Annotated in this window: 16 protein-coding genes and 1 pseudogene; 9 read left to right on the top strand and 8 right to left on the bottom strand. The window is 72.8% G+C overall.

The features are described 5' to 3' along the window. Window positions 1–59 precede the first annotated feature (59 nt). The gene (locus FYW99_RS21290) at window positions 60–1,169 is read right to left on the bottom strand and encodes a helix-turn-helix domain-containing protein (RefSeq protein ID WP_150253847.1); all 1,110 of its coding nucleotides are present in this window, start codon (window positions 1,167–1,169) and stop codon (window positions 60–62) included. A gap of 278 nt (window positions 1,170–1,447) precedes the next feature. Between FYW99_RS21290 and FYW99_RS21285 the strand changes: the two genes are divergently transcribed. Beyond that, on the top strand, window positions 1,448–2,749 hold the full coding sequence (locus FYW99_RS21285) for a M20 family metallo-hydrolase (RefSeq protein ID WP_150253785.1): 1,302 nt from the start codon (window positions 1,448–1,450) through the stop codon (window positions 2,747–2,749). 210 nt (window positions 2,750–2,959) lie between these two features. Here FYW99_RS21285 and FYW99_RS21280 read toward each other — a convergent pair whose 3' ends face one another. Then, window positions 2,960–4,294: an MFS transporter gene (locus FYW99_RS21280; protein ID WP_150253784.1), complete on the bottom strand. Its 1,335-nt coding sequence runs from the start codon at window positions 4,292–4,294 to the stop codon at window positions 2,960–2,962. Between the two features lie 119 nt (window positions 4,295–4,413). Between FYW99_RS21280 and FYW99_RS21275 the strand changes: the two genes are divergently transcribed. Continuing rightward, entirely contained in the window at window positions 4,414–4,617 is a 204-nt protein-coding gene (locus tag FYW99_RS21275) for a helix-turn-helix domain-containing protein (protein WP_150253783.1), read from the top strand. Then, window positions 4,553–4,786, top strand: a pseudogene (locus tag FYW99_RS21270) (zinc ribbon domain-containing protein); the annotation flags it as partial. The gene FYW99_RS21275 and the pseudogene FYW99_RS21270, both read left to right, overlap by 65 nt. A gap of 197 nt (window positions 4,787–4,983) precedes the next feature. Here FYW99_RS21270 and FYW99_RS21265 read toward each other — a convergent pair. Both FYW99_RS21265 and FYW99_RS21260 read right to left on the bottom strand, forming a co-directional pair. Next, window positions 4,984–6,630 (bottom strand): amidohydrolase, encoded by a 1,647-nt coding sequence (locus FYW99_RS21265; RefSeq protein ID WP_150253782.1) that lies wholly within the window; start codon window positions 6,628–6,630, stop codon window positions 4,984–4,986. A 652-nt stretch (window positions 6,631–7,282) separates the two neighbouring features. Further along, the gene (locus tag FYW99_RS21260) at window positions 7,283–8,299 is read right to left on the bottom strand and encodes a LacI family DNA-binding transcriptional regulator (protein ID WP_150253781.1); all 1,017 of its coding nucleotides are present in this window, start codon (window positions 8,297–8,299) and stop codon (window positions 7,283–7,285) included. 139 nt (window positions 8,300–8,438) lie between these two features. Here FYW99_RS21260 and FYW99_RS21255 point away from each other — a divergent pair, with 139 nt between their 5' ends. The 4 genes from FYW99_RS21255 to FYW99_RS21240 all read left to right on the top strand — a co-directional run bounded on the left by FYW99_RS21255 (window position 8,439) and on the right by FYW99_RS21240 (window position 13,902). Next, a complete protein-coding gene (locus FYW99_RS21255) occupies window positions 8,439–9,578 on the top strand; it encodes a Gfo/Idh/MocA family protein (protein ID WP_150253780.1) in 1,140 nt (379 codons plus the stop codon). After that, a complete protein-coding gene (locus FYW99_RS21250; RefSeq protein ID WP_150253779.1) occupies window positions 9,571–10,491 on the top strand; it encodes a DUF6807 domain-containing protein in 921 nt (306 codons plus the stop codon). Before FYW99_RS21255 ends, FYW99_RS21250 begins: the two co-directional genes overlap by 8 nt. Beyond that, on the top strand, window positions 10,488–11,252 hold the full coding sequence (locus FYW99_RS21245) for a cupin domain-containing protein (protein WP_150253778.1): 765 nt from the start codon (window positions 10,488–10,490) through the stop codon (window positions 11,250–11,252). The genes FYW99_RS21250 and FYW99_RS21245 overlap by 4 nt, the downstream gene beginning before the upstream one ends. Before the next feature lie 1,015 nt (window positions 11,253–12,267). Then, a complete protein-coding gene (locus tag FYW99_RS21240) occupies window positions 12,268–13,902 on the top strand; it encodes a CBM35 domain-containing protein (RefSeq protein WP_150253777.1) in 1,635 nt (544 codons plus the stop codon). 250 nt (window positions 13,903–14,152) lie between these two features. On the opposite strand, the gene FYW99_RS21235 is transcribed toward FYW99_RS21240, so the two are convergent. The 3 genes from FYW99_RS21235 to FYW99_RS21230 all read right to left on the bottom strand — a co-directional run bounded on the left by FYW99_RS21235 (window position 14,153) and on the right by FYW99_RS21230 (window position 16,088). Then, the gene (locus FYW99_RS21235; RefSeq protein ID WP_150253776.1) at window positions 14,153–15,220 is read right to left on the bottom strand and encodes a fatty acid desaturase family protein; all 1,068 of its coding nucleotides are present in this window, start codon (window positions 15,218–15,220) and stop codon (window positions 14,153–14,155) included. Then, window positions 15,204–15,473, bottom strand: a complete 270-nt coding sequence (locus FYW99_RS33095) for an STAS domain-containing protein (protein WP_394350370.1) — start codon at window positions 15,471–15,473, stop codon at window positions 15,204–15,206. Before FYW99_RS33095 ends, FYW99_RS21235 begins: the two co-directional genes overlap by 17 nt. A gap of 318 nt (window positions 15,474–15,791) precedes the next feature. Beyond that, on the bottom strand, window positions 15,792–16,088 hold the full coding sequence (locus tag FYW99_RS21230; RefSeq protein WP_150253775.1) for a hypothetical protein: 297 nt from the start codon (window positions 16,086–16,088) through the stop codon (window positions 15,792–15,794). Window positions 16,089–16,313: 225 nt separating this feature from the next. On the opposite strand from FYW99_RS21230, the gene FYW99_RS21225 reads away from it, so the two are divergent. Continuing rightward, entirely contained in the window at window positions 16,314–17,339 is a 1,026-nt protein-coding gene (locus tag FYW99_RS21225) for an endonuclease domain-containing protein (protein ID WP_223839341.1), read from the top strand. An 85-nt stretch (window positions 17,340–17,424) separates the two neighbouring features. On the opposite strand, the gene FYW99_RS21220 is transcribed toward FYW99_RS21225, so the two are convergent. Further along, window positions 17,425–18,399 (bottom strand): alpha/beta fold hydrolase, encoded by a 975-nt coding sequence (locus tag FYW99_RS21220; protein WP_150253774.1) that lies wholly within the window; start codon window positions 18,397–18,399, stop codon window positions 17,425–17,427. 54 nt (window positions 18,400–18,453) lie between these two features. Here FYW99_RS21220 and FYW99_RS21215 point away from each other — a divergent pair, with 54 nt between their 5' ends. Continuing rightward, on the top strand, window positions 18,454–19,131 hold the full coding sequence (locus tag FYW99_RS21215; RefSeq protein ID WP_223839339.1) for a TetR/AcrR family transcriptional regulator: 678 nt from the start codon (window positions 18,454–18,456) through the stop codon (window positions 19,129–19,131). Window positions 19,132–19,284: the final 153 nt, after the last annotated feature.

Below are 19,284 nucleotides of genomic sequence, written 5' to 3'. Positions count from 1 at the left end.
TCCCGGGCCGCCCGTGCTGTGCGCGGGGCCCACAGGGGACCTCACCCACCTCGGGGGCCTCACCCGTGCCCGGCGCCGCCGCGGCCCGAGAACAGCACCAGGGCCTGGGCGGCCTCAGCCGGAACGGTCAGGTCCAGGCCCGTGGTCCCGCGGAACGCCTGGAGCCGGTTGACCACCGTGTTGCGGTGGCAGTACAGGGCCTCGGCGGTGGCCTTGACCGACCCCGTGGCGGCGTAGTGGGCCAGCGTCTCCAGCAGCCGCGCCCGGCTGTCACCGTCGAGCCGCTCGAAGCGCTCCACGCGGTCGCGTCCGAAACCGGGGATCAGGCCGCGCAGCTGGTCGTGGGCGATGGCGGACCAGACGTCCTCCTCCCGGACGAACCCGCCGCCGGTGTCGGCGTAGCCGGACAGCACGCGGGCCGCCTCGACGGAGGCGGGGACCGCGGCCAGCCCCCGCACCCGCGCGACCAGTCCCCCCGAGGCCCCCGGGGGCAGGTCCGGCCACGGCGTCCGGCCGGTCTCGCGCACCAGGGCGACGCCGTCGTCGAACTCCCACGCCAGTCCCCCGCCGCGTTCGCGGACGCGGGCCGCGGGCCGCTGCTCCCGTTCCGGGGGAGACACCACGAAGGCCACGTCGAAGGTCCCGTGCTCGGGGAGTCCCAGGGTGCCCGCCACCTCGGACGCCACGTCGGCGGCCCGGCTCCCGGAGTTGAGCAGCCGGGAGAACGCCTGGGCCGCCGCCGCCCGGGAGTCGCGTTCCAGGGCGGCCCGCTCCTCCAGGAAGGCGGCCTGCACGTCGCTGATGTACTGCTCGACCGTGGTCAGGATCTCCTCGGCGTGCAGCACGAGGATCTGCGAGGAGCCGGGCCCGCCCGCGCGCACCAGGCCCGCCCAGAGCACGCGGAAGTCGAGCCGGACCGCCTCCAGCAGGTGCTCGCGTGCCACGCCCTGGCGGGCCCGGCGCACGCCCAGGCGGGTGGAGAGGTCGCGCAGGTGGTCCGGCAGGGGCACTCCGGCGATCCGCCGGGTGAGCATGTCGAAGGTCTCCGTCGCGCTCTGGCGCAGGTCGGAGTCGGGAACCATGCCGTCGGTGTAGTTGCCCAGGGCCGCCAGGCGCTGGAGGAAGTCCTCGACGAGGTTCTCCCGGTCCTCGGCGAGCAGCTCGACCATGCCCGCCCAGGAGCGGGGCTCGTCGGCGGGCGGGGCCTGCTCCGCGGAGTCGTCCGTCACGGCCGCCTCCCTTCATGCGTCTCGGCGGCGTTCGGCTTCCGGCGTCCGGTGTGCGGCACCGAGCACCGAGCACCGAGCACCGAGTCTATGTGCACATGCACAGCGCCCCGGGGGAATCTTGTGTGGATGACGATTGAGCGGCGCGGGGCGCGTGGCGAGGATGGACGTGGCCCACGCCCGGCCCCCGCGACCCGACGTTCTCCGAGAGGAACACCACCTTGACCGCACACGAACAGGGCCCGTCGCAGGACGCGTCGTCCGCCGACACCCGCTTCCTGGAGGACTTCCGGGCCATGAGCGCCTTCGGCGCCACCCCGTCGGGGGGCGTTGACCGGCAGGCCGCCACCGGGCCCGACATCGCCCAGCGGCGGTGGCTGGAGGGACTCCTGACCGAGCGGGGGCTGCGGGTGGTCTACGACCGCGTCGGCAACCAGTTCGGCCTGTTGGAGCGGGTGCCGGGCGCCCCCTACGTGGTCGTCGGCTCGCACATGGACTCCCAGCCCACGGCGGGGCGCTACGACGGGGCCTACGGCGTGCTGGCCGCCGCCCACGCCGTCTTCCGGATCGCCGAGCAGGACGCCGCCGCCGGAGCCCCCGCGCCCGTGTACAACCTCGCGGTCGTGAACTGGTTCAACGAGGAGGGCTCGCGCTTCACGCCCTCCATGATGGGCAGCGCCGTCTACACCGGCGCGCTTCCGCTGGAGACGGCGCTGGCCGCGCGCGACGCGGCCGGGGTCACGGTGGCCGAGGCCCTGGCCCCGACGGGCTTCCTGGGGGAGGACGACGGTCCCGAGGCCGCCTTCTGCGCCGAGATCCACATCGAGCAGGGACGCGTCCTGGAGGAGTCCTCCACCACGATCGGCCTGGTCAGCGCCAGCTGGGCCGCGCGCAAGTACGCGGTCACCGTCCACGGGGAGCAGGCGCACTCGGGGGCGACCGTGATGGCCGACCGCCGCGACGCGCTCGTGGGCGCCTCCATGCTGGTCGTCGCCGCGCGCGAGCTGGCCGACCGGTTCCCCGGGGTCCTGCACACGGCCGTGGGCCAGCTGGACGTCTACCCGAACTCGCCGGTGGTGGTGCCCTCGCGCGTCGAGCTGCTGCTCGACCTGCGCTCGCACGACGAGGAGGCGCTCGCCGAGGCCGACCGGCTGCTCCAGGAGCACGTCGCCCGCATCGAGGCGGCGGCCTCCGTCACCGTCGAGCAGACCCTCTCCCACTCCTGGGGCGTCAACCCCTACCAGCCCGAGGGCGTGGCCCTGGCCCGCGCCAGCGCCCGGAGCCTGGGCCTGAGCAGCGGCGAGGTCATGACCGTGGCCGGGCACGACTCGATCAACATGAAGGAGCGCGTGCCCACGGTCATGCTCTTCGTGCCCTCGGTCGAGGGCGTGTCCCACAACGAGGGCGAGTACACCGAGGACTCCGACCTGGTCGCGGGCCTGGCGGTGCTCACCGACGTGGTCCGGCGGCTCGGCGCGGGCGAGCTGGCCTCCGACGGGTCCTACACCCCGGGGCGCGCGTGAGCGCACCGCCCTGCGTCTGAGCCGGAGGGCGCCGAGGGGCCCGCGCAGGCCGCGCGGGCCCCTCGGCGCGTCCGGGGAGGACGACCGCCCTCGCCGTCGGGCGGCGCGGCACCCGCCGGCTCCCCGTGCTCGTGTGGGCGGGCCCGGAACGCCGAACGGGCGGTGACCGGGAAGCCCCGGTCACCGCCCGTCGCGTTCTCCTCCCCGAGGTCAGCGCACCACCACGTCGTCGCGCACGCGCAGCCGCTCGCCGTAGAAGCCGCCGACCGCCGTGACCAGGGCGATGCCCAGGAACAGGGCCGAGGCCACCCAGGACCGGCCGTCCGCGCTCTCCAGCAGGGCCGTCGCGACGAACGGCAGGAAGCCGCTCAGGGCACCGGCCAGGTTGTAGGCCAGCGCGACGCCGCTGTAGCGCAGGTGCGCCGGGAACAGCTCGGTGAGCAGCGCGCCGGAGACCGCGTAGGCGATGGACAGGAAGCCCACGCCCGCGGCCACCGCCAGCACCACGAGCACCGGGGAGGTCGTGTCGATCATCCAGAACACCGGGAAGGCCATCACCGCCGTGGCGATACCGCCCCACATGGTGACGCGGCCGGGGCCGAGCTTCTCCGCCAGGCGCCCGAAGTAGACGATCACGGCGATCTGCACCACCGCGGCGACCAGGGTGGCGTTGACCATGAGGCTGCGCGACAGCCCGAGGGTGTCGGTGCCGTAGCTGATGGCGAACGTCGTCATGACGTAGAAGCCGCCGACGCCCAGCATGGCGGAGGCGATCGCGATGAGGAGCCTGCCCCACGCGTGGCGGAACACGTCGATCGCGGGGACCTTGGAGCGCGCCTCCTGCTTCTCCATCTCCTCGAAGACCGGCGACTCCTCCACCTTCTGGCGGATGTAGACCGCGATCAGCAGCAGCGGGAAGGCCGCCAGGAACGGCAGGCGCCAGCCCCAGGAGTCGAACTGCTCGGCGGGCAGGAGCAGGACCAGCGAGAAGGCGCCCGAGGAGAGCAGGGTGCCCACGGGCGACCCGATCTGCGGCAGCGCCGCGTAGCGTCCGCGCTTCTCCGGCGGGGCGTGCTCGACGGCGATGGTCACCGCGCCGCCCCACTCGCCGCCGACCGCGACGCCCTGCACGAGCCGGAGCAGGGCCAGCAGCAGCGGAGCGGCGATGCCGATCGAGGCGAAGTCGGGCAGCAGGCCGATGAGGCCGGTGGCCACACCGATGGAGACCACCGTGATCAGCAGCGCCGGTCGCCGTCCGATCCGGTCGCCCATCCAGCCGAACAGCACCGCGCCCAGCGGACGCGCGACGAAGCCGACGCCGAAGGTGGCGAACGCGGCCAGGGTGGCGGCCGTGGCGTCCAGCGTCGTGAAGTACAGCCGGTTGAACACGAGCGCGGCGGCCGTGCCGAAGAGGAAGTAGTCGTACCACTCCAGGGCGGTGCCGACGAAGGCCGCGAAAGCGATCCGGCCCGCGTCGCGACCGCTCACCTCCGGCCCGCCCCGGGCCGGGCGCTCCTCGGTCGCCTCTGGGTCGAGGTCACTCATCTGTTTGTCGGGCGTGGATACCCCGTCCCTCAGGACGGGAAGAACACGCCCTCTCCTTTCTGTGACTTTCTGTTGGATTCGGCTCACGCGACCGCAGGGCGGTCGCTACGGTGCGTGCCATGACCAGGAGGAGCGTGAAGCGGGCCTATCGGTACCGCTTCTACCCCACCCCCGTGCAGGCGGCTGAGCTGTCGCGCACGTTCGGGTGCGTGCGCCTGGTCCACAACCGCGCTCCGGCCGAACGCAGCGCCGCCTGGCATCAATGCGTCGTTGCCGCTGCGTGTACGGACGTGGACGTGCCCCCGGTGCGGGGCGGCCCATGATCGGGACGTGAACGCGGCGAACAATCTCGAAGCCGCCGGGCTGGCGGTTGTTGCCTGTGGAGCTGGTGTGAGACCTCAACGGGAGTCCTCCCGGACGGGGCGACCGGCAATGAAACAGGAAGGCCACGGGGCGACCCGTGACGAGGCTCTGGCCTCGAACCACCGGTAGGTGGTCCCGGAATCTCCTGCCTTCAGGCAGGAGAGGAAGTCAACGTTGGTTTCTCCTATTCGCTGGGGGATCGGGGCCGGGCGGGCGTTCGCCCGGTGCCGCCCGTGGGACACGGGCGGGGCCTGGCCGGGTGGGCCCGGGCCGGAAGCCGTGTCAGGCCGGTTCGGGCCGGAGCTCGTCGGTCCGGCCAAGCCGGGTCAGGCCAGACCGTCGAGGTTCTCCGCGCCGTGCACGCACTCCCCGCCGACGAGGGTCGCCAGGACGCGGATCGTGCCGATGCCCTCCTCCGCGGTGTCCACGGGGTCACGGTCCAGAACCACCAGGTCGGCGAGCTTGCCGGGGGTCAGGCTGCCCCTGCGGTGCTCGTCGTGGCTGGCCCAGGCCGCGTCCATGGTGTAGGCCCGCAGGGCCTGCTCTGCGCTGACACGCTCGTCGGCGGCCAGGACGGTTCCCGAGGCGGTCGCGCGCTCCACCATCGACTCCATGCCCAGGAGCGGCGCGCCCGGGGCGACCGGCCGGTCCGAGCTGCCCGGAACGCGCAGTCCGTGGTCGAGGAAGGACCGGTGCCGGTAGAGCCAGGGCACGCGCTCGGGGCCCACGGCGGCGGCCATGCCGTCGCCCAGGGCGTACAGGAACCGGGGCTGGGGCACGGGGACCAGGCCCGCCTCGGCGATGCGGGGCAGCTGGTCCGGGCGCACCACGCCCGCGTGCTCGATGCGGTGGCGCACGTCGGGGCGCGGCAGCGCACGCTGCGCCTCGGCGAACGCCTCCAGGGCGACGTCGACGGCGTCGTCGCCGATGGCGTGCGCGGCCACGCGCCATCCCGCCCGGTGGGCGGCGACGACCAGCGCGCGCATCTCCTCCGGGGAGTCCTGGTACACGCCGTGGCCGTGCCCGCAGAGCGGTTCGGTGACCGCGGCGGTGCGGCCGATGAGGGATCCGTCGAGCCAGATCTTCATCGGCCCCAGGCGCAGCCGGTCGTCACCGAAGCCGGTGCGCAGCCCCAGGTCGATACCGGTGTCGATACCGTCGTCGGCGTGCCCGCCCAGCGGGTGCATGTTGTCGGCGGCGACCATGAGCTCGACCCGGGGAAGCAGCTCGCCGCGGTCGCGGGCGAGCTGGTAGGCGGCGGCCTCCACGGGGGTGCGGCCGATCAGCCCGCGCCCGATGCCCGCCTCCACGACGTGGGTGAGGCCCTCGGAGGCGTAGACCCGGGAGGCGCGCGCGAGCGCGTCGGCGAGTTCGGTCACGGGGTAGGGCATGACCAGCGCGGTCACCCGTTCCTGCGCGCGCTCCTGGAGCAGGCCGGTGGGAGCGCCCGCGCCGTCGCGGACGATCACTCCCCCGTCCGGGTCGGCCGCGGCGGTGTCGGACACGGAGGTGTCGATCCCGGCCTGGCGCAGGACCGCGCTGCTGACGGTGCACATGTGGCCGGAGCGGTGCTTGAGCCACACGGGTCGGCCGCCCCCGGCCCGGTCGAGGCCGTGGCGGTCGGGGTGGGCGCCGAGCAGGGCGTCGTCGTAGCCGGAGCCGACGATCCACGTGTCCTCGGGCAGCGCCGCGGCCGCGCGGGCGACCGCGTCGTAGAGGGCCTCCAGGGTGGACACCGTCTCCAGCTCCAGCTCGGCGAGCGACTGGCCGAACCACGCCATGTGGTTGTGCGCGTCCCCGAAGCCGGGGACGACCACGGCGCCGCCGCAGTCGACCGTCCTGCGCGCGGGCAGGTCGGCGACCTCCTCGTCCAGGCCGAGGACGCGCCCGGCGGCGATGCCGAGCACCGTGGCGCGGGGCCGGTCGTCGTCGACCGTGCGGATACGGGCGTTGGTCAGTTTGAGGTCGAGCATGCTGGAGGCGTTCTCCGTGGGGTGGAGCGGTTGGGACGGCCGCGGCGGTTGGGTCCCAGGCGGGGCGCGCGGCCGGGCCGGACCTGCCGGACGGACCTGCCCGGCGGGCGGGCCGGACGGACCGACGCGCCGGACGGGCAGACAGACCGGACGTACCGGACCCGCCGGGCGAATCCGGCGTGCCGCGCGGACGTACCGAACCTTCCGGCGCGTACCGCGCGAGTGTTCGGCGGCGGGCGTGGGCCCGCCCGCGCCGTGGAGGGCGCACGCGGTCCCACCCCTGATGGTGCCGCACGGCCCATGCCGTTCCCACCTGGGATTTCCTTCCAGGTTGCAGCAACTGTGAGCTGGCGAACAATGGCGATTCGCAGCGGATTGGGCGCACGGCGATAGGCATGTGCACAACGACAGCCCGGTACGCGACACTTCCGAAACACGCACGTCATACGCCGTTACCTGCGCGGTGTCACATCGCACAGTCGCGCGCCGGGCAGGCATCGGTCCGCTCTGCGGGGCGTCACTCCCCCGGCACCCCTCCCGGCGTCCCCGGCGGTTCCTCCCGGCCGGCGGTCAGACCCCAGGTGTGTCCCCCGAGGCCGACCGCGGGTGCGCGGGTGCCTGGCCGGGGCCGCTGCCCGGCCGGGGCTGCCCGTCAGCGCCAGGGGCCCGGGCCGGTGGACTCGCGCCACAGGATCGTGTTGAGCGGCTCGTTCCCGACCTCCGCCGCCGTGCCCCGCACGGCCGCGACCAGGCGGCGCATGGCGTTGCCGCCCAGCCGTTCGAGGTCCACGTCGACCGTCGTGAGCGAGGGCGACAGGTAGGCGCCCACCGGGTTGTTGTCCCACCCCGTCACGCTCAGGTCGCCCGGCACGCTCCACCCGCGTTCCATCGCCCCGCGGACCACGCCCGCCGCGACCACGTCGTTGCCCGCGATGACGGCGCTGACCCCGCTGTCCTCGGGCAGGGAGCGCACGGCCTCGGCGCCCGACCCGGCCGACCAGTCGCCGTCGACCACGCCGTGGGACTCCAGCCCCAGGCGTTCGACCGTCTCCAGGTAGGTCTGCCTGCGCCCCCGCGCCGAGGCGTACTGCAGGGGGCCGGACACGTGCAGGAAGCGCCGGTGCCCGGCCTTGGCCAGCCCCTCGACGAGGTCGGCGACGATCGACCCGTCGGCGATCTCGCCCAGGCCGCGCATCGCGTCGTCGTAGTCGGGGGAGACGACCACGGAGGCGCCCTCGCCCGCGCTCCGGAGGCTGTCGGGAGCGACGGGGGCCAGGGAGAGGATGCCCTCCACCTGGCCCGATTCGGCGAGTTCGAGCATGCGCTCGGTCCGGGCCCCGACCCCGCCGTCCATGCTCACCGCCTCGACGACGAAGCCCTCCGCATGGGCGGTCGCGATGGCCCCGGCGAGCAACCGGCTCGGGCTGGCGGTGGGCACACCGGGCAGGAGGACCGCCAGGCGCCCGGTCCGGCGCGTGCGCATCGACCGGGCCCCGAGGTTGGGGCGGTAGTTGAGCTCCCGGACCGCGGCGTCGACGCGTTCGCGGGTCGCCTCCTTGAGCCCGCCCTCGAAGCGCAGGTAGCGCGAGACGGTCTGGTGGGAGACGCCCGCCAGGCGGGCGACCTCCATGATGGTCGGTCGACGCCTCGGCGGTTCGGGCTCGGCCATCGACTCCTCCTTCGGCGGGCCCGTCGACGGCCTCCGTCGGCGGGATCGGTCTTGACTGCTGATGTGAACGATCACTATTTTAGACCCGGCCGCAGAAAGTGAACGTTCACCATGGGTTGGTGATCCGAGGGGTGTGCCAGTGCCGAGTAGCAGTTCACCGATCCGCGTAGCCGTCGTCGGAAGCGGCGGCATCGCCCGGGGCAGGCACCTGCCCGCGCTCGCCGCCCTGGGCGACAGGGTCGACGTGGTCGCGTTGGCCGACCTCGACGCGTCCCTCGTGGCCGCGACCGCCGACGAGTGGGGCGTGCCCGGCCGCCACACCGACCTCGACGCCCTGCTGCGCGCAGAGTCCCCCGACCTCGTGATCGTGTGCACGCCGCCCGTCGCGCACAAGGACGCGGTGATCGCGAGCCTGGACGCCGGGTCCTGGGTGTGGTGCGAGAAGCCGCCCGCGCTCTCCCTCGCCGAGTACGACGAGGTCCGCTCCCACGAGGGGGGCGAGCACGGCCCCTTCGTCAGCTACGTGTTCCAGCACCGGTTCGGCTCCGGCGCCCAGCGCCTGCGCCGCCACATCGCCGAGGGCACGCTCGGCCGCCCGCTCGTCGGCGTGTGCAACACCCTGTGGTTCCGCGCCCCGGAGTACTTCGAGGTCCCCTGGCGCGGCCGGTGGGAGACCGAGGGCGGCGGGCCGACCATGGGCCACGGCATCCACCAGATGGACCTCATGCTCTCCCTGCTCGGCGACTGGTCCGAGGTCACGGCCGTGATGTCCACGACCGCGCGGTCCACCGAGACCGAGGACGTGTCGATGGCGATCGTGCGACTGGAGTCGGGCGCGACCGTCTCCGTGGCCAACAGCCTGCTCTCCCCCCGCGAGACCAGCTACCTGCGCTTCGACTTCGAGCACGCCACGGTCGAGCTCGAACACCTCTACGGCTACGACAACGCGCACTGGCGCTGGACCCCGGCGCCGCACGTGCGCGACGCCGACACGGTCGCGTCCTGGCCGCCGGTGGAGGACGAGCCGAGTTCGCACCGGGCCCAGCTCGCCGCGCTGCTCGACGCGATGGAACGCGGGGAGCGGCCCCGCGCCAGCGGCCGCGACGGGCGGCGCGCGCTCGAACTCGTCGCAGGGATGTACCGGTCGGCCCTGACCGGCACGACGGTGCCGCGGCGGGACCTGACCCCCGACGACGGCTTCTACCACACGATGCACGGGGGCGACGCGGAGACCGCCGCGGCCGTCCTCACTCGAACGGAGGCGACCACAGGTGTCTGAGACCCCCACCCTGACCGAAGGCGGCGACGCGCTCACGGTGGCGGTGGGCGGGGTCGAGATCGCGCGCTACGTGCTGCGTCCCGACTCTCCCGCCACCGAGTCGCCCAAGCCCTACCTGCACCCCCTGCGCACCCTCAGCGGCGCGCCGCTGACCGCGTTCCGGCCGTGGGACCACCGCTGGCACAAGGGCCTGCAGATGACCTGGTCCCACGTCTCGGGGCAGAACTTCTGGGGAGGGCCGACCTTCGTCCGCGGCGACGGCTACCAGTGGCTGGGCAACAACGGCGGCATCAGCCACGAGGGGTTCACCTCCGTCGCCCGGGACGGGGACGGCGTCTCGGTCACCGAGCGCCTGGCCTGGACGAGTTCGGGCGGTGAGCGGTGGATCGCCGAGGTGCGCACCCACCGGTTCCACTCGGTGGACCGCGAACGGGGGATCTGGGCACTGGACTTCGCGACCTCGCTGACCAACGTGCGCGGGAAGGTGCTCGAACTGGGCAGCCCCACCACCCACGGACGCGCCGCCGCGGGCTACACCGGGCTCTTCTGGCGCGGCCCCCGGTCGTGGACCGGCGGCGACGTGGTCAGCGCCACCGGCCTCACCGGCGCCGACGTCATGGGCACGGAGGCGAACTGGATCGCCTTCAGCGGCCGGCACGACGAGATCGACGGCGGCGCGACCATCCTGGCCTACGCCGGGACCACGAGCGCCTCCGTCCCGATCAGGTGGTTCGTGCGGACCGAGCCCTTCCCCGTGTTCAGCCCCTCCCCGTCCTTCGACGAGGAGATCGTCCTGGAGCCGGACCACACGCTGTGCCTGCGCCACCGCCTGGTGTTCGTCGACCGGGTGTGCGCCGCCGACGAGGCCGGTGCGCTCGCACGGGAGTACGCGCCGGGGGAGGACACGCCATGAGCACGCCCCGTTTCCCCGGCGGCACCGCCGTCAGTGGCCTGCGTGTCTACGACTGGGAGGCCCCCGACGGCCTGCACGGCGGCACGCCCCACGTCCACACCGCGTCGTCGGAGGCCTACGTGGTGGTCGCGGGCGAGGGCGAGGTGCACACGGTCACCCCACGGGGCGTCGCGGCCGACCCGCTCGCGGTCGGCGCCGTGCTGTGGTTCACCCCGGGCACGGTGCACCGGCTGGTGAACTCCGGCGGGCTGGAGATCACCGTGGTCATGCAGAACGCGGGCCTGCCCGAGGCGGGCGACGCGGTGTTCACCTTCCCGCGCGAGGTGCTGGCCGACCACGGGGCCTACGCCGCCGCGGCGGCCCTGCCCGCGGAGGGGCCGGAGGAGCTGCGCGCGGAGCGGGCGCGGGCCCGGCGAGACCTGGCCATGCGGGGCTACCTGGAGCTGGTCGCGTCGGTCCGGGAGGAGGGCGCGGGGGCGCTGGAGGAGTTCCACCGGCTCGCGGCGGAGGTGGTGCGGCCGCGTGTGGAGGAGTGGCGGGAGATCTGGCGCGAGGGCGTGGAACGGGAGGTGGAGCGGACCCGGGATCAGCTCGCGGCGCTGGCCGGGGGCGACCCGGGGATCATGCGGGAGGCCGCCGTGGTGCGCACCGAGCCGAGGCCGGGGCCCCGGGCGTTCGGGATGTGCGGACGCCTGCGTACCTGGCGGGTCACGGACGTCCCTGCTCCCGGCGGGGGCACGGGGACCCCAGAGGCCCCCTAGACAGTGTTTTTTGGGACCTCCGCTTCGCTTCGACCCGTGTTCGGGCGCCCGAAGCACGGGAACCTTCGGTGTCTCCGGCGGGTTCGCTCGTGCCCACCCGTCGCCCGCCACCACCCTCAACGGACGCCTACGGCGCGGTTCTCCCACGGAAACCCGCCTCCACCACCTCCAGAACCCCGTGGGCGCCCGAACCAACCCCCCCACAAGCTGAGGCCGGTTCAAAAAACAGACCCTAGGTTCCGAAGACCCGGAGCATCTCGCGGGTCCGCACACCTCAGAGGGCTCAGGGGCCCCGGGCGCCCCGAAGGTCCGGGGCCTCTCGGAGATCCCGGAGACCCAGAAGGCCCCAGAGACCCGGAAGGGGACGCTGAGCGCCCCGGAGGCCCGAGCGCCCTCGACGCCCTGGAGGCACCGGACACCCCGGAGGCCCTGTCCGCCTCCTGGCGCCGCATGGCGCCAGCGTTCACCGGTTGCTTGGTAAGGGCTTTCCGTACCACCTGGTTCCGCATCTCCGACCGTGCCGTCAGACCAGGTCGGCACTCTCACAAAGCGCGCCGCCCGAACACAACCGAAATACCCTTCTTCACTTGCGCACCTCATTTCCCACTGGGCTCACAAACGGAAACCCTCGCACCCCGAACGCACAGCACCGCCGCCGCACCCGAGCGTGACGAAGCTCGGGGCAGAGCAGTTCCGAAAAAACGAGCACTGCCCCGACCAGGAAGAACTCCGCTCCCTTAACACGAACCCGCATAGAGGACAAGACCGTTGACGTGTTGGGAACGAACACTTAACTTCTCCGTTGAAAGCGCTTTCCGTACTGTGAGTTCCGCCGTTGCGTCAGCACGGCTGTCTCCCGCGGCACCGCCGCCGCACGACCGGCCGCTCCGCACCGGCCCGCATCCACCGAGTCCCCGTCCCCCAGCCGATCCCCGGTCCCCGCCCCCCGGGACCACCGTCCCCTTCCGTTCACCGTCCCGATGGTCAGACGCACCAACCCCCCTGGAGACGAACGATGAAAACGAGACCCGCCCTCGCGTGCGCCGCCTTGCTGGCAGGCACGCTCGTCACGCTTTCCGGCACCACGGCGCACGCCGCCACCACCCGCTACGAGGCCGAGGGCTCCTCGGCCTCCTGCAACGGCAGCATCGAGACCGAGTGGCCGGGCTACTCCGGCGACGGGTTCTGCGACACCGAGAACGAGGAGGGCGCCCACGTGCAGTTCAACGTGAACGCCTCCGCCCCGGGAACGGCCACGCTGACCGTGCACTTCGCCAACGGCACCTCCTCCGCCCGCCCCGCCGACGTCCTCGTGAACGGCTCCCGGGCGGCGTCGGTCTCCTTCGAGGGCACCGGCGACTGGGACGAGTGGGCGACCAAGACGCTCACCGTGCAGCTGGACGAGGGCGGGAACACGATCCGGTTCGACCCGACCGGCTCCCAGGGCATGCCCAACGTCGACTACCTCGACGTGGAGGTGAGCGGCGGTGGTGACGACGGCGGAGGCGATGACGGCGGCGGTGACGACGGCGGTGGCGACGACGGAGGCGGCGACGACAACCCGCCGACGGCCTCCGCCCTGTACGTGGCTCCGGACGGCAGCGCGGGCGCGGACGGCACCGAGTCCGACCCCACCACGCTCACCTCGGCCATCGACCGGATCGAGTCCGGCGGGACGATCCACATGCGCGGCGGCACCTACGGGCTCCCGGACACGGTCACCATCCCGCAGGGCAGCGACGGCACCGCGGGCGACCGCACGGAGCTGTCCGCCTACCCGGGTGAGACCCCGGTGCTGAACTTCTCCGCCCAGAGCGAGGACTCCACCAACCGCGGCCTGGCGCTGGAGGCGTCCTACTGGCACATCGAGGGCATCGTCGTCGAGCACGCCGGGGACAACGGCATCTTCGTCAGCGGCAGCCACAACGTCATCGAGGGCACGGTGACCCGCTTCAACCGCGACACCGGCCTCCAGCTCTCGCGCCGCGTCTCCAGCACCCCCGAGAGCGAGTGGCCCGCCCACAACCTCATCCTGAGCGCGGAGTCGCACGACAACGTCGACTCCGACGGCGAGGACGCCGACGGCTTCGCCGCCAAGCTCACCTCCGGTCCCGGCAACGTGTTCCGCTACGCCGTGGCCCACAACAACATCGACGACGGCTGGGACCTCTACACCAAGAGCGAGACCGGCCCCATCGGCGCCGTGACCATCGAGGACTCGCTGGCCTACGAGAACGGCACCCTCAGCGACGGTTCCCAGGCCGGGGACGGCGACCGCAACGGCTTCAAGCTCGGCGGCGAGGACATCGGCGTCGACCACGTCATCACGGGCAGCATCGCCTACGACAACGGCAAGCACGGGTTCACCTACAACAGCAACCCCGGCTCGATGACGGTGTCGGACAACGTCAGCATCGGCAACGAGGAGCGCAACTTCAACTTCGACGACGGTTCCTCGGTGTTCCGGAACAACACCTCGTGTGACAGCGGGTCCAACGACCGGATCATCGGCAGCGCCGACAGCTCGAACCAGTTCTGGTCCGGCTCGAACGGGTCGCGGTGCTCCTCCTACGACGGCGGCCTGGACTGGTCCTACGCCTCCGACGGCACCCTGGTCGTGACCTTCGGGGGCCAGCGGGTCACGCCGTGACCGGCGCCCGCGCCGGAAGCGGCACCGCGGGCCGGGTGCGCTGACGCGACCGAGGCGCCCGCCCCGGTTCGGTCCCCGGACCCGCACCCGCATCCGCACAAACAGGAGGCCCCGACCAGCGGGGAAGTCCGCTGGCCGGGGCCTTCGCGTGCCCGGGAGGGCACCGAGCTTCCCACGGGACGTGCGCGGACATGCGGGCCCGCACGCGTGCCGGGTCACCGCCCGGCGCGAAGCCCTGCGGGAAAGGTGTTCAGTACTCCAGCTCCGGGCGCAGCGGCCCGCCCACCCTGTGCAGGTGCCGCAGCACCTCGGCGTAGGAGTGCAGCAGGCCCGTCTCGTGATAGGCCAGCCCGTACCGCTCGCACGCGGCCCGGACCAGCGGCTGCGCGCGGCGCAGGTTGGGCCTGGGCATCGACGGGAACAGGTGGTGCTCGATCTGGTAGTTCAGCCCGCCCAGGACCAGGTCGGTCAGCGGCCCGCCCCGGATGTTGCGGGAGGTCAGGACCTGGCGGCGCAGGAAGCCCGTCTTGGTCCCCTCCTCGAGGACGGGCATGCCCTTGTGGTTGGGCGCGAAGGAGCACCCCATGTACAGGCCGAACAGACCCTGGTGCACCAGGACGAAGCACAGCGCCTGGAGCGGGGTGAGCGTGAGCAGGACGATCGTGAGGTAGCCGCCCAGGTGGAGCGCCAACAGCACGCCCTCCAGGACGCGGGACCGCACCGGCAGCGTGTCCCTGGCCAGCTCGCGCACCGAGGCGACGTGCAGGTGGAAGGCCTCCAGGAGCAGCATCGGGAAGAACAGCCACGCCTGGCTGCGGGCCAGCCACCGGGCCGGGCCCCGTCGGCGCGACAGGGCCTGCTCCCGGCTGAAGGCCAGGGCGGCCCCGGCGATGTCGGGGTCCCTTCCCTCGTGGTTGGGGTGTGCGTGGTGGCGGTCGTGCTTGCCGACCCACCAGCCGAACCCCAGTCCCACCAGCAGGTTTCCGTGTATCCGCCCGATCAGGCGGTTGACCCGCTGGCTGGCGGAGATCTGCTGGTGCCCGGCGTCGTGCCCGATGAAGGCCGTCTGGGTGAAGAGCACCGCGAGCACCGCGGCCGTCACCATCTGCCACCAGGAGGGCCCGATCAGCGCGAAGGCCGTCCAGGTCGCGGCGAGCAGTGAGAGTGTGAGAGTGATCCGTAACGTGTAGTGGCCCGGTCTCCTTCTCAACAGTCCGGACTCGTCGACGGTCCGGGAGAGGACGGCGAAGTCGCTTCCCCTCCGCTGTCGCGTTCGCGTGGCGTTGGCGGAATCCGTCTGGTCACCTTCGGTCGTCAACCAGGGCCTCCTCCGTTGTCGCGTGCACCGGCGGGAGGTCCCGCGTCCCGACGGGTTCCAGGAGCCTTCGGGCCTGGACCAGTGGGGACGCCAGCCGCGGGTCCACGCCCGGCGTTCGGGCCCGGACACGGGCCCCGACCATGAGGGATATACCCGCCGACCCGAAGAAGGTCACACCGGTCGGGTCGACGACGACGGGAACCGGGGCGGGGGTGTCGGCGGCGGAGGGCGGACGAAGCGTGCAAGGAGCCATGAGTGGAGTGCTCCACCATCCCCGGGGCGGACGGGTCGTGCTCGGGCCGCTCCGGACGAAGAGACGTGCGCGCGGTGGGCGCGCCACGGGTGCACGGAAGAGGGCACGGGTCCCCGGCCCGTACCGGGAGCGGGTTGGCCCGGGTCTCGCATGGTCGGAACGCGCGTCGGCGCACCCCGGCCCGGCGGGCCGGACCCTCTCTCCGAACGGAACACCATCCCCGTTCGGTTTTCAGACTACACGCGCCCCCTCGCCCTTCCCTGGTGCGAAGGCGAAGTCCGGGAGGCGGAAGGGAAGGCACGGCCCGGCCGCGGTCCCTCAGGGGTCGAGGCTGCGCAGCGCTTCCTCCCAGCGGTGGCGGCGATCGGCCTCCGGCAGCTCCCACCAGGGCGTGCCGCGCTCGCCCAGGCCCTCCTTGGCCAGGCCCACGCGTGCGCGCGCACGCCCCTCGGCGTCCGGGTCCCCGGCGCGCAGCGCAGCGGCCACGTCCCTGCGCGCGGACATCAGGTGTTTCACCAGGCGATCACGTACCGGCTCCGGCAACCGCGGGTCGCTCGCGCGCCAGCGGCGGCCGGAGACCACCACGTAGCGTCCGTCCTCGGTGCGTTCGGGCATGTCCGTGTGGTGCCCGCGACCGGCCCGGGGCAAGCGCGCCGCTCGCCTCAGGACCGGTCGGCCCCCTCACCCGCGCAACGTCTCCCCGCCGTGATCTTGCTACCAGCGTCACTTTGGGCGGCGAACGTGACGCTGGTAGCAAGATCACCGCTCATAAGGCGTGTGTTGTCCACAGGTCACGAAGAACCGCAGACGTCAAGGACGGCTCTACCGCACGGTTGGGACATGGACACCTCTGTTGCGCGCCCCCACACTGACGCCGTCTCAGCCACTACCGCATACCACCCCACCCCAGCCGCCACCGGCTCCCACCCCACCGCCGCCGCGCTGGCGACGGCCTCACGGCAGTACGGCCTCCTCAGCTGGAACCAGGCCCGCCACGCCGGACTCACCAAGAGCGACGTGCGCAGGCTACTGCGAAACGGAACCTGGGAGCACCCCTATCCCAGGGTGTACTCCGTGCGCGCCCTGCTCGGCCTCGCCGACCCCGCCCGGCGCCTCCGAACAGCGGCGATGGCCGCCCAGCTGGCGCTCGGTCCCCGGTCCTTCGCCGCTGGCGAGACCGCCGCGCTCCTGTGGGGGATGCAGGGCCTGCCCGAATGGGACGGGTTCTCGGTCCACATGGTCATACCGGCACTCGGCGCCCAGAGGCACGTCCACGGCATCACCCTGCACAGCTGGGACACCCTCCCCGAGGAGGTCGGCACCATCAGCCACGGCATCCGTCTGACCACCCCGGGCAGGACCCTGCGGGACACACTCCTACAGGCGGACCGGGAGACCGCCGTGTGCCTCATGGACTCGGTGCTCAACCAGGGCCTGGTCCGCGACGAGGAGGTCGAACACCTGGAACTCGCCAACCGCGGACGCAGGGGGTGCGTGCGGGTACGCAGCTGGTGGCCCCTGGCAGACGGTCGTTCGGCGAGCCCGTTGGAGACCCGCGTGCGCCTGGTGTGCACCGACGGCGGTCTGCCGCCCACCGACTTGCAGCGCCGCTTCCACGACGGCACCGGAAGGCTCATCGGTGTGGTCGACTTCTGGTGGGAGGAGTTCGGGCTCATCGGTGAGGCGGACGGTATCGGTCCGCACAGCCAGCCCCACGTGCTGGCCAGGGACCGCGAACGGCAGAACGCCCTGCAGACATGGCACCCGCAGGCCCGGGTCGTCCGGTTCACCTGGCGGGACCTCCAACGCCCCGAGTACATACTGGCAACCATCGCCCAGGCCGGGGCACGCACCCCACGGACGTGACGATCTTGCTACCAGCGTCACGTTCGCCGTCCAAAGTGACGCTGGTAGCAAGATCACCGATATACGGCACGGTGTCCGGGTGGCCTCAGGACCGGTCCACCGTGTCCAGGAAGGCGGCGACGTCGGCGGCCGTCTCCTCGGGGTACTCGCCGTTGATCGCGTGCGAGGCCTCCGGGTAGACCTCGACCCTGCCGTGCGGCAGGGCCCGCTCGGCGGTGGCCTCGGCGGTGTCGGGGTCGTGCATCACCGACCGTCCGGCGACGAACGCCAGCACGGGCACGTCCAGGTCCGCGAGGGCCTCCTCGCTGATCCGGCCGGGCTGGGGCAGCTTGAGCGCGTAGTTCTGCATGGCGGACTCGATCATCCGGGCGACCGGCACGTCCTCCACCGGCGCCCCGCCCGCGGTCCAGGAGTTGAACCCGTCGCGCCAGGAGCGCGGCAGCCAGGGCAGCGTGGCCGGCAGGGAGCGCAGGACCACTTCCAGGGGCATGTCGTCGAAGACGAACACCGGGTCCACCAGCGTCACCGAGGCCAGGAGGGCGGGTTCGCGGACGGCCAGGTTGGTGGCCGTCCAGCCGCCGATCGACAGCCCCACCAGGTGGAACTCCTCCTCGGGCAGGCCGTCGAGGGCCTGGTGCAGCCACGCCGCCTGGTCGGCGTCGTTCTCGATCGGCCGGTCCTGCACGCTCATGCCGGGTTCGCCCAGCAGGTCGACCGTGTAGACGTCCCCGACCTCCAGCAGGGAGGGCAGGTTGTCCGCCCAGACCGGGGAGGGCGCCGCCCGGCCGGGCAGCAGGACCAGCGGACGCTCCCGCTCCCCCGCGCCCTCGAAGCGGTACATCCGCACGACGCCGTAGTCGGTGCGCACGTCGATCTCGGCGTCGGGCCGGGGCAGGTCGGCCATCGCCGCCTCGTAGGTGCGCATGAAGGCCTCCCGGCCACCGGCCGAGCGCCAGTGCCCCACCGGGGAGGGCGTGCGCAGGGCGACTGCGGCGAGGAGCACCGCGACGACCACGGCGCACGCCACGAGCGTCCACCGGTTGCGCTTCTTCTTCTCCATCACATCCCCTAACCGCTTGGTAAGTAATCTGACCATACGGTAAGTTCTGGAGTCATGACAAGAGAGAACCCCCGACCGCAGGGGCGCGAACAGAAGCATGAGCAGACAGAAGGGCAGACCCGGGGGCAGGAGCGCCGCAAACCCACCCTGACCGAGCAGGCGCGACGCGCCCAGCTCATCGACGTGACGGTCCGGATCATCGCCGAGCACGGGAACGCGGGAACCTCACTGGCCCGCGTCGCCGAGGCCGCGGGCATCACCAAGGCGGCCGTGCTGTACCACTTCCGCTCCAAGGACGCCCTGGTGCGCGCGGCGCACGAGAGCGCGCTCAACGGCCTGGTCGAGCACGTGGGCCGGGCCGTGGAGGGCGTCGACGCCGAGCGGGCCCCCGCCGCCTACGTCCGCTCGCTGGTCGGTTACCTGCGCGACCACCCCGGGCACACCCGGGTGGTCATCGCGGGGGTGAGCGACGAGGACCGCCGCTCCAGCCAGCGCTGGCGCCCCCTGGCGGACCTGATGGCGGCCGCCCGGCGGGCGCGCGGGACGGATCCGGACACGGAGGGCCCGCACACGGAGAGCCAGTCGGAGGGCCCGGACCTGCGCACCACGGCGCTGATCGTCGGCGGCGGCATCGACGCGATCGTGGCTGAGCACCTGGACCACCCCGACTACGACCCGCTCGCGGCGGCCGAGGAACTCGTCGCCATGCTCGACGGCGTCCTCTTCCCCTGACGCGCGCGACTCCCCGACCCACACGTCCCACCCGTGACGCGCCCGCCAGGACCCGGGAACGTGCGGCCAAACAGCGGCTTCAGGGCGGACGACCGAAGGACGGGCCCAGGTGGCACGTTCGAAAGCGGACGAGTTTCGCGAATCGGGACGCAC

It is taken from the genome of Nocardiopsis deserti (assembly GCF_008638355.1).
GTDB classification, from domain to species: domain Bacteria; phylum Actinomycetota; class Actinomycetes; order Streptosporangiales; family Streptosporangiaceae; genus Nocardiopsis; species Nocardiopsis alborubida.
This window is presented reverse-complemented; position numbering and strand designations above follow the sequence as displayed.

Excerpts from the sequence above, each read along its gene's own strand:
- FYW99_RS21240 (WP_150253777.1), top strand. The coding sequence starts at position 12,268 with ATGAAAACGAGACCCGCCCTCGCGTGCGCCGCCTTGCTGGCAGGCACG.
- FYW99_RS21260 (WP_150253781.1), bottom strand. The coding sequence starts at position 8,299 with ATGGCCGAGCCCGAACCGCCGAGGCGTCGACCGACCATCATGGAGGTC.
- FYW99_RS21220 (WP_150253774.1), bottom strand. The coding sequence starts at position 18,399 with ATGGAGAAGAAGAAGCGCAACCGGTGGACGCTCGTGGCGTGCGCCGTG.
- FYW99_RS21245 (WP_150253778.1), top strand. The coding sequence starts at position 10,488 with ATGAGCACGCCCCGTTTCCCCGGCGGCACCGCCGTCAGTGGCCTGCGT.
- FYW99_RS21280 (WP_150253784.1), bottom strand. The coding sequence starts at position 4,294 with ATGAGTGACCTCGACCCAGAGGCGACCGAGGAGCGCCCGGCCCGGGGC.
- FYW99_RS21225 (WP_223839341.1), top strand. The coding sequence starts at position 16,314 with ATGGACACCTCTGTTGCGCGCCCCCACACTGACGCCGTCTCAGCCACT.
- FYW99_RS21275 (WP_150253783.1), top strand. The coding sequence starts at position 4,414 with ATGACCAGGAGGAGCGTGAAGCGGGCCTATCGGTACCGCTTCTACCCC.
- FYW99_RS21290 (WP_150253847.1), bottom strand. The coding sequence starts at position 1,169 with ATGGTCGAGCTGCTCGCCGAGGACCGGGAGAACCTCGTCGAGGACTTC.
- FYW99_RS21230 (WP_150253775.1), bottom strand. The coding sequence starts at position 16,088 with ATGCCCGAACGCACCGAGGACGGACGCTACGTGGTGGTCTCCGGCCGC.
- FYW99_RS33095 (WP_394350370.1), bottom strand. The coding sequence starts at position 15,473 with ATGGCTCCTTGCACGCTTCGTCCGCCCTCCGCCGCCGACACCCCCGCC.
- FYW99_RS21265 (WP_150253782.1), bottom strand. The coding sequence starts at position 6,630 with ATGCTCGACCTCAAACTGACCAACGCCCGTATCCGCACGGTCGACGAC.
- FYW99_RS21215 (WP_223839339.1), top strand. The coding sequence starts at position 18,454 with ATGACAAGAGAGAACCCCCGACCGCAGGGGCGCGAACAGAAGCATGAG.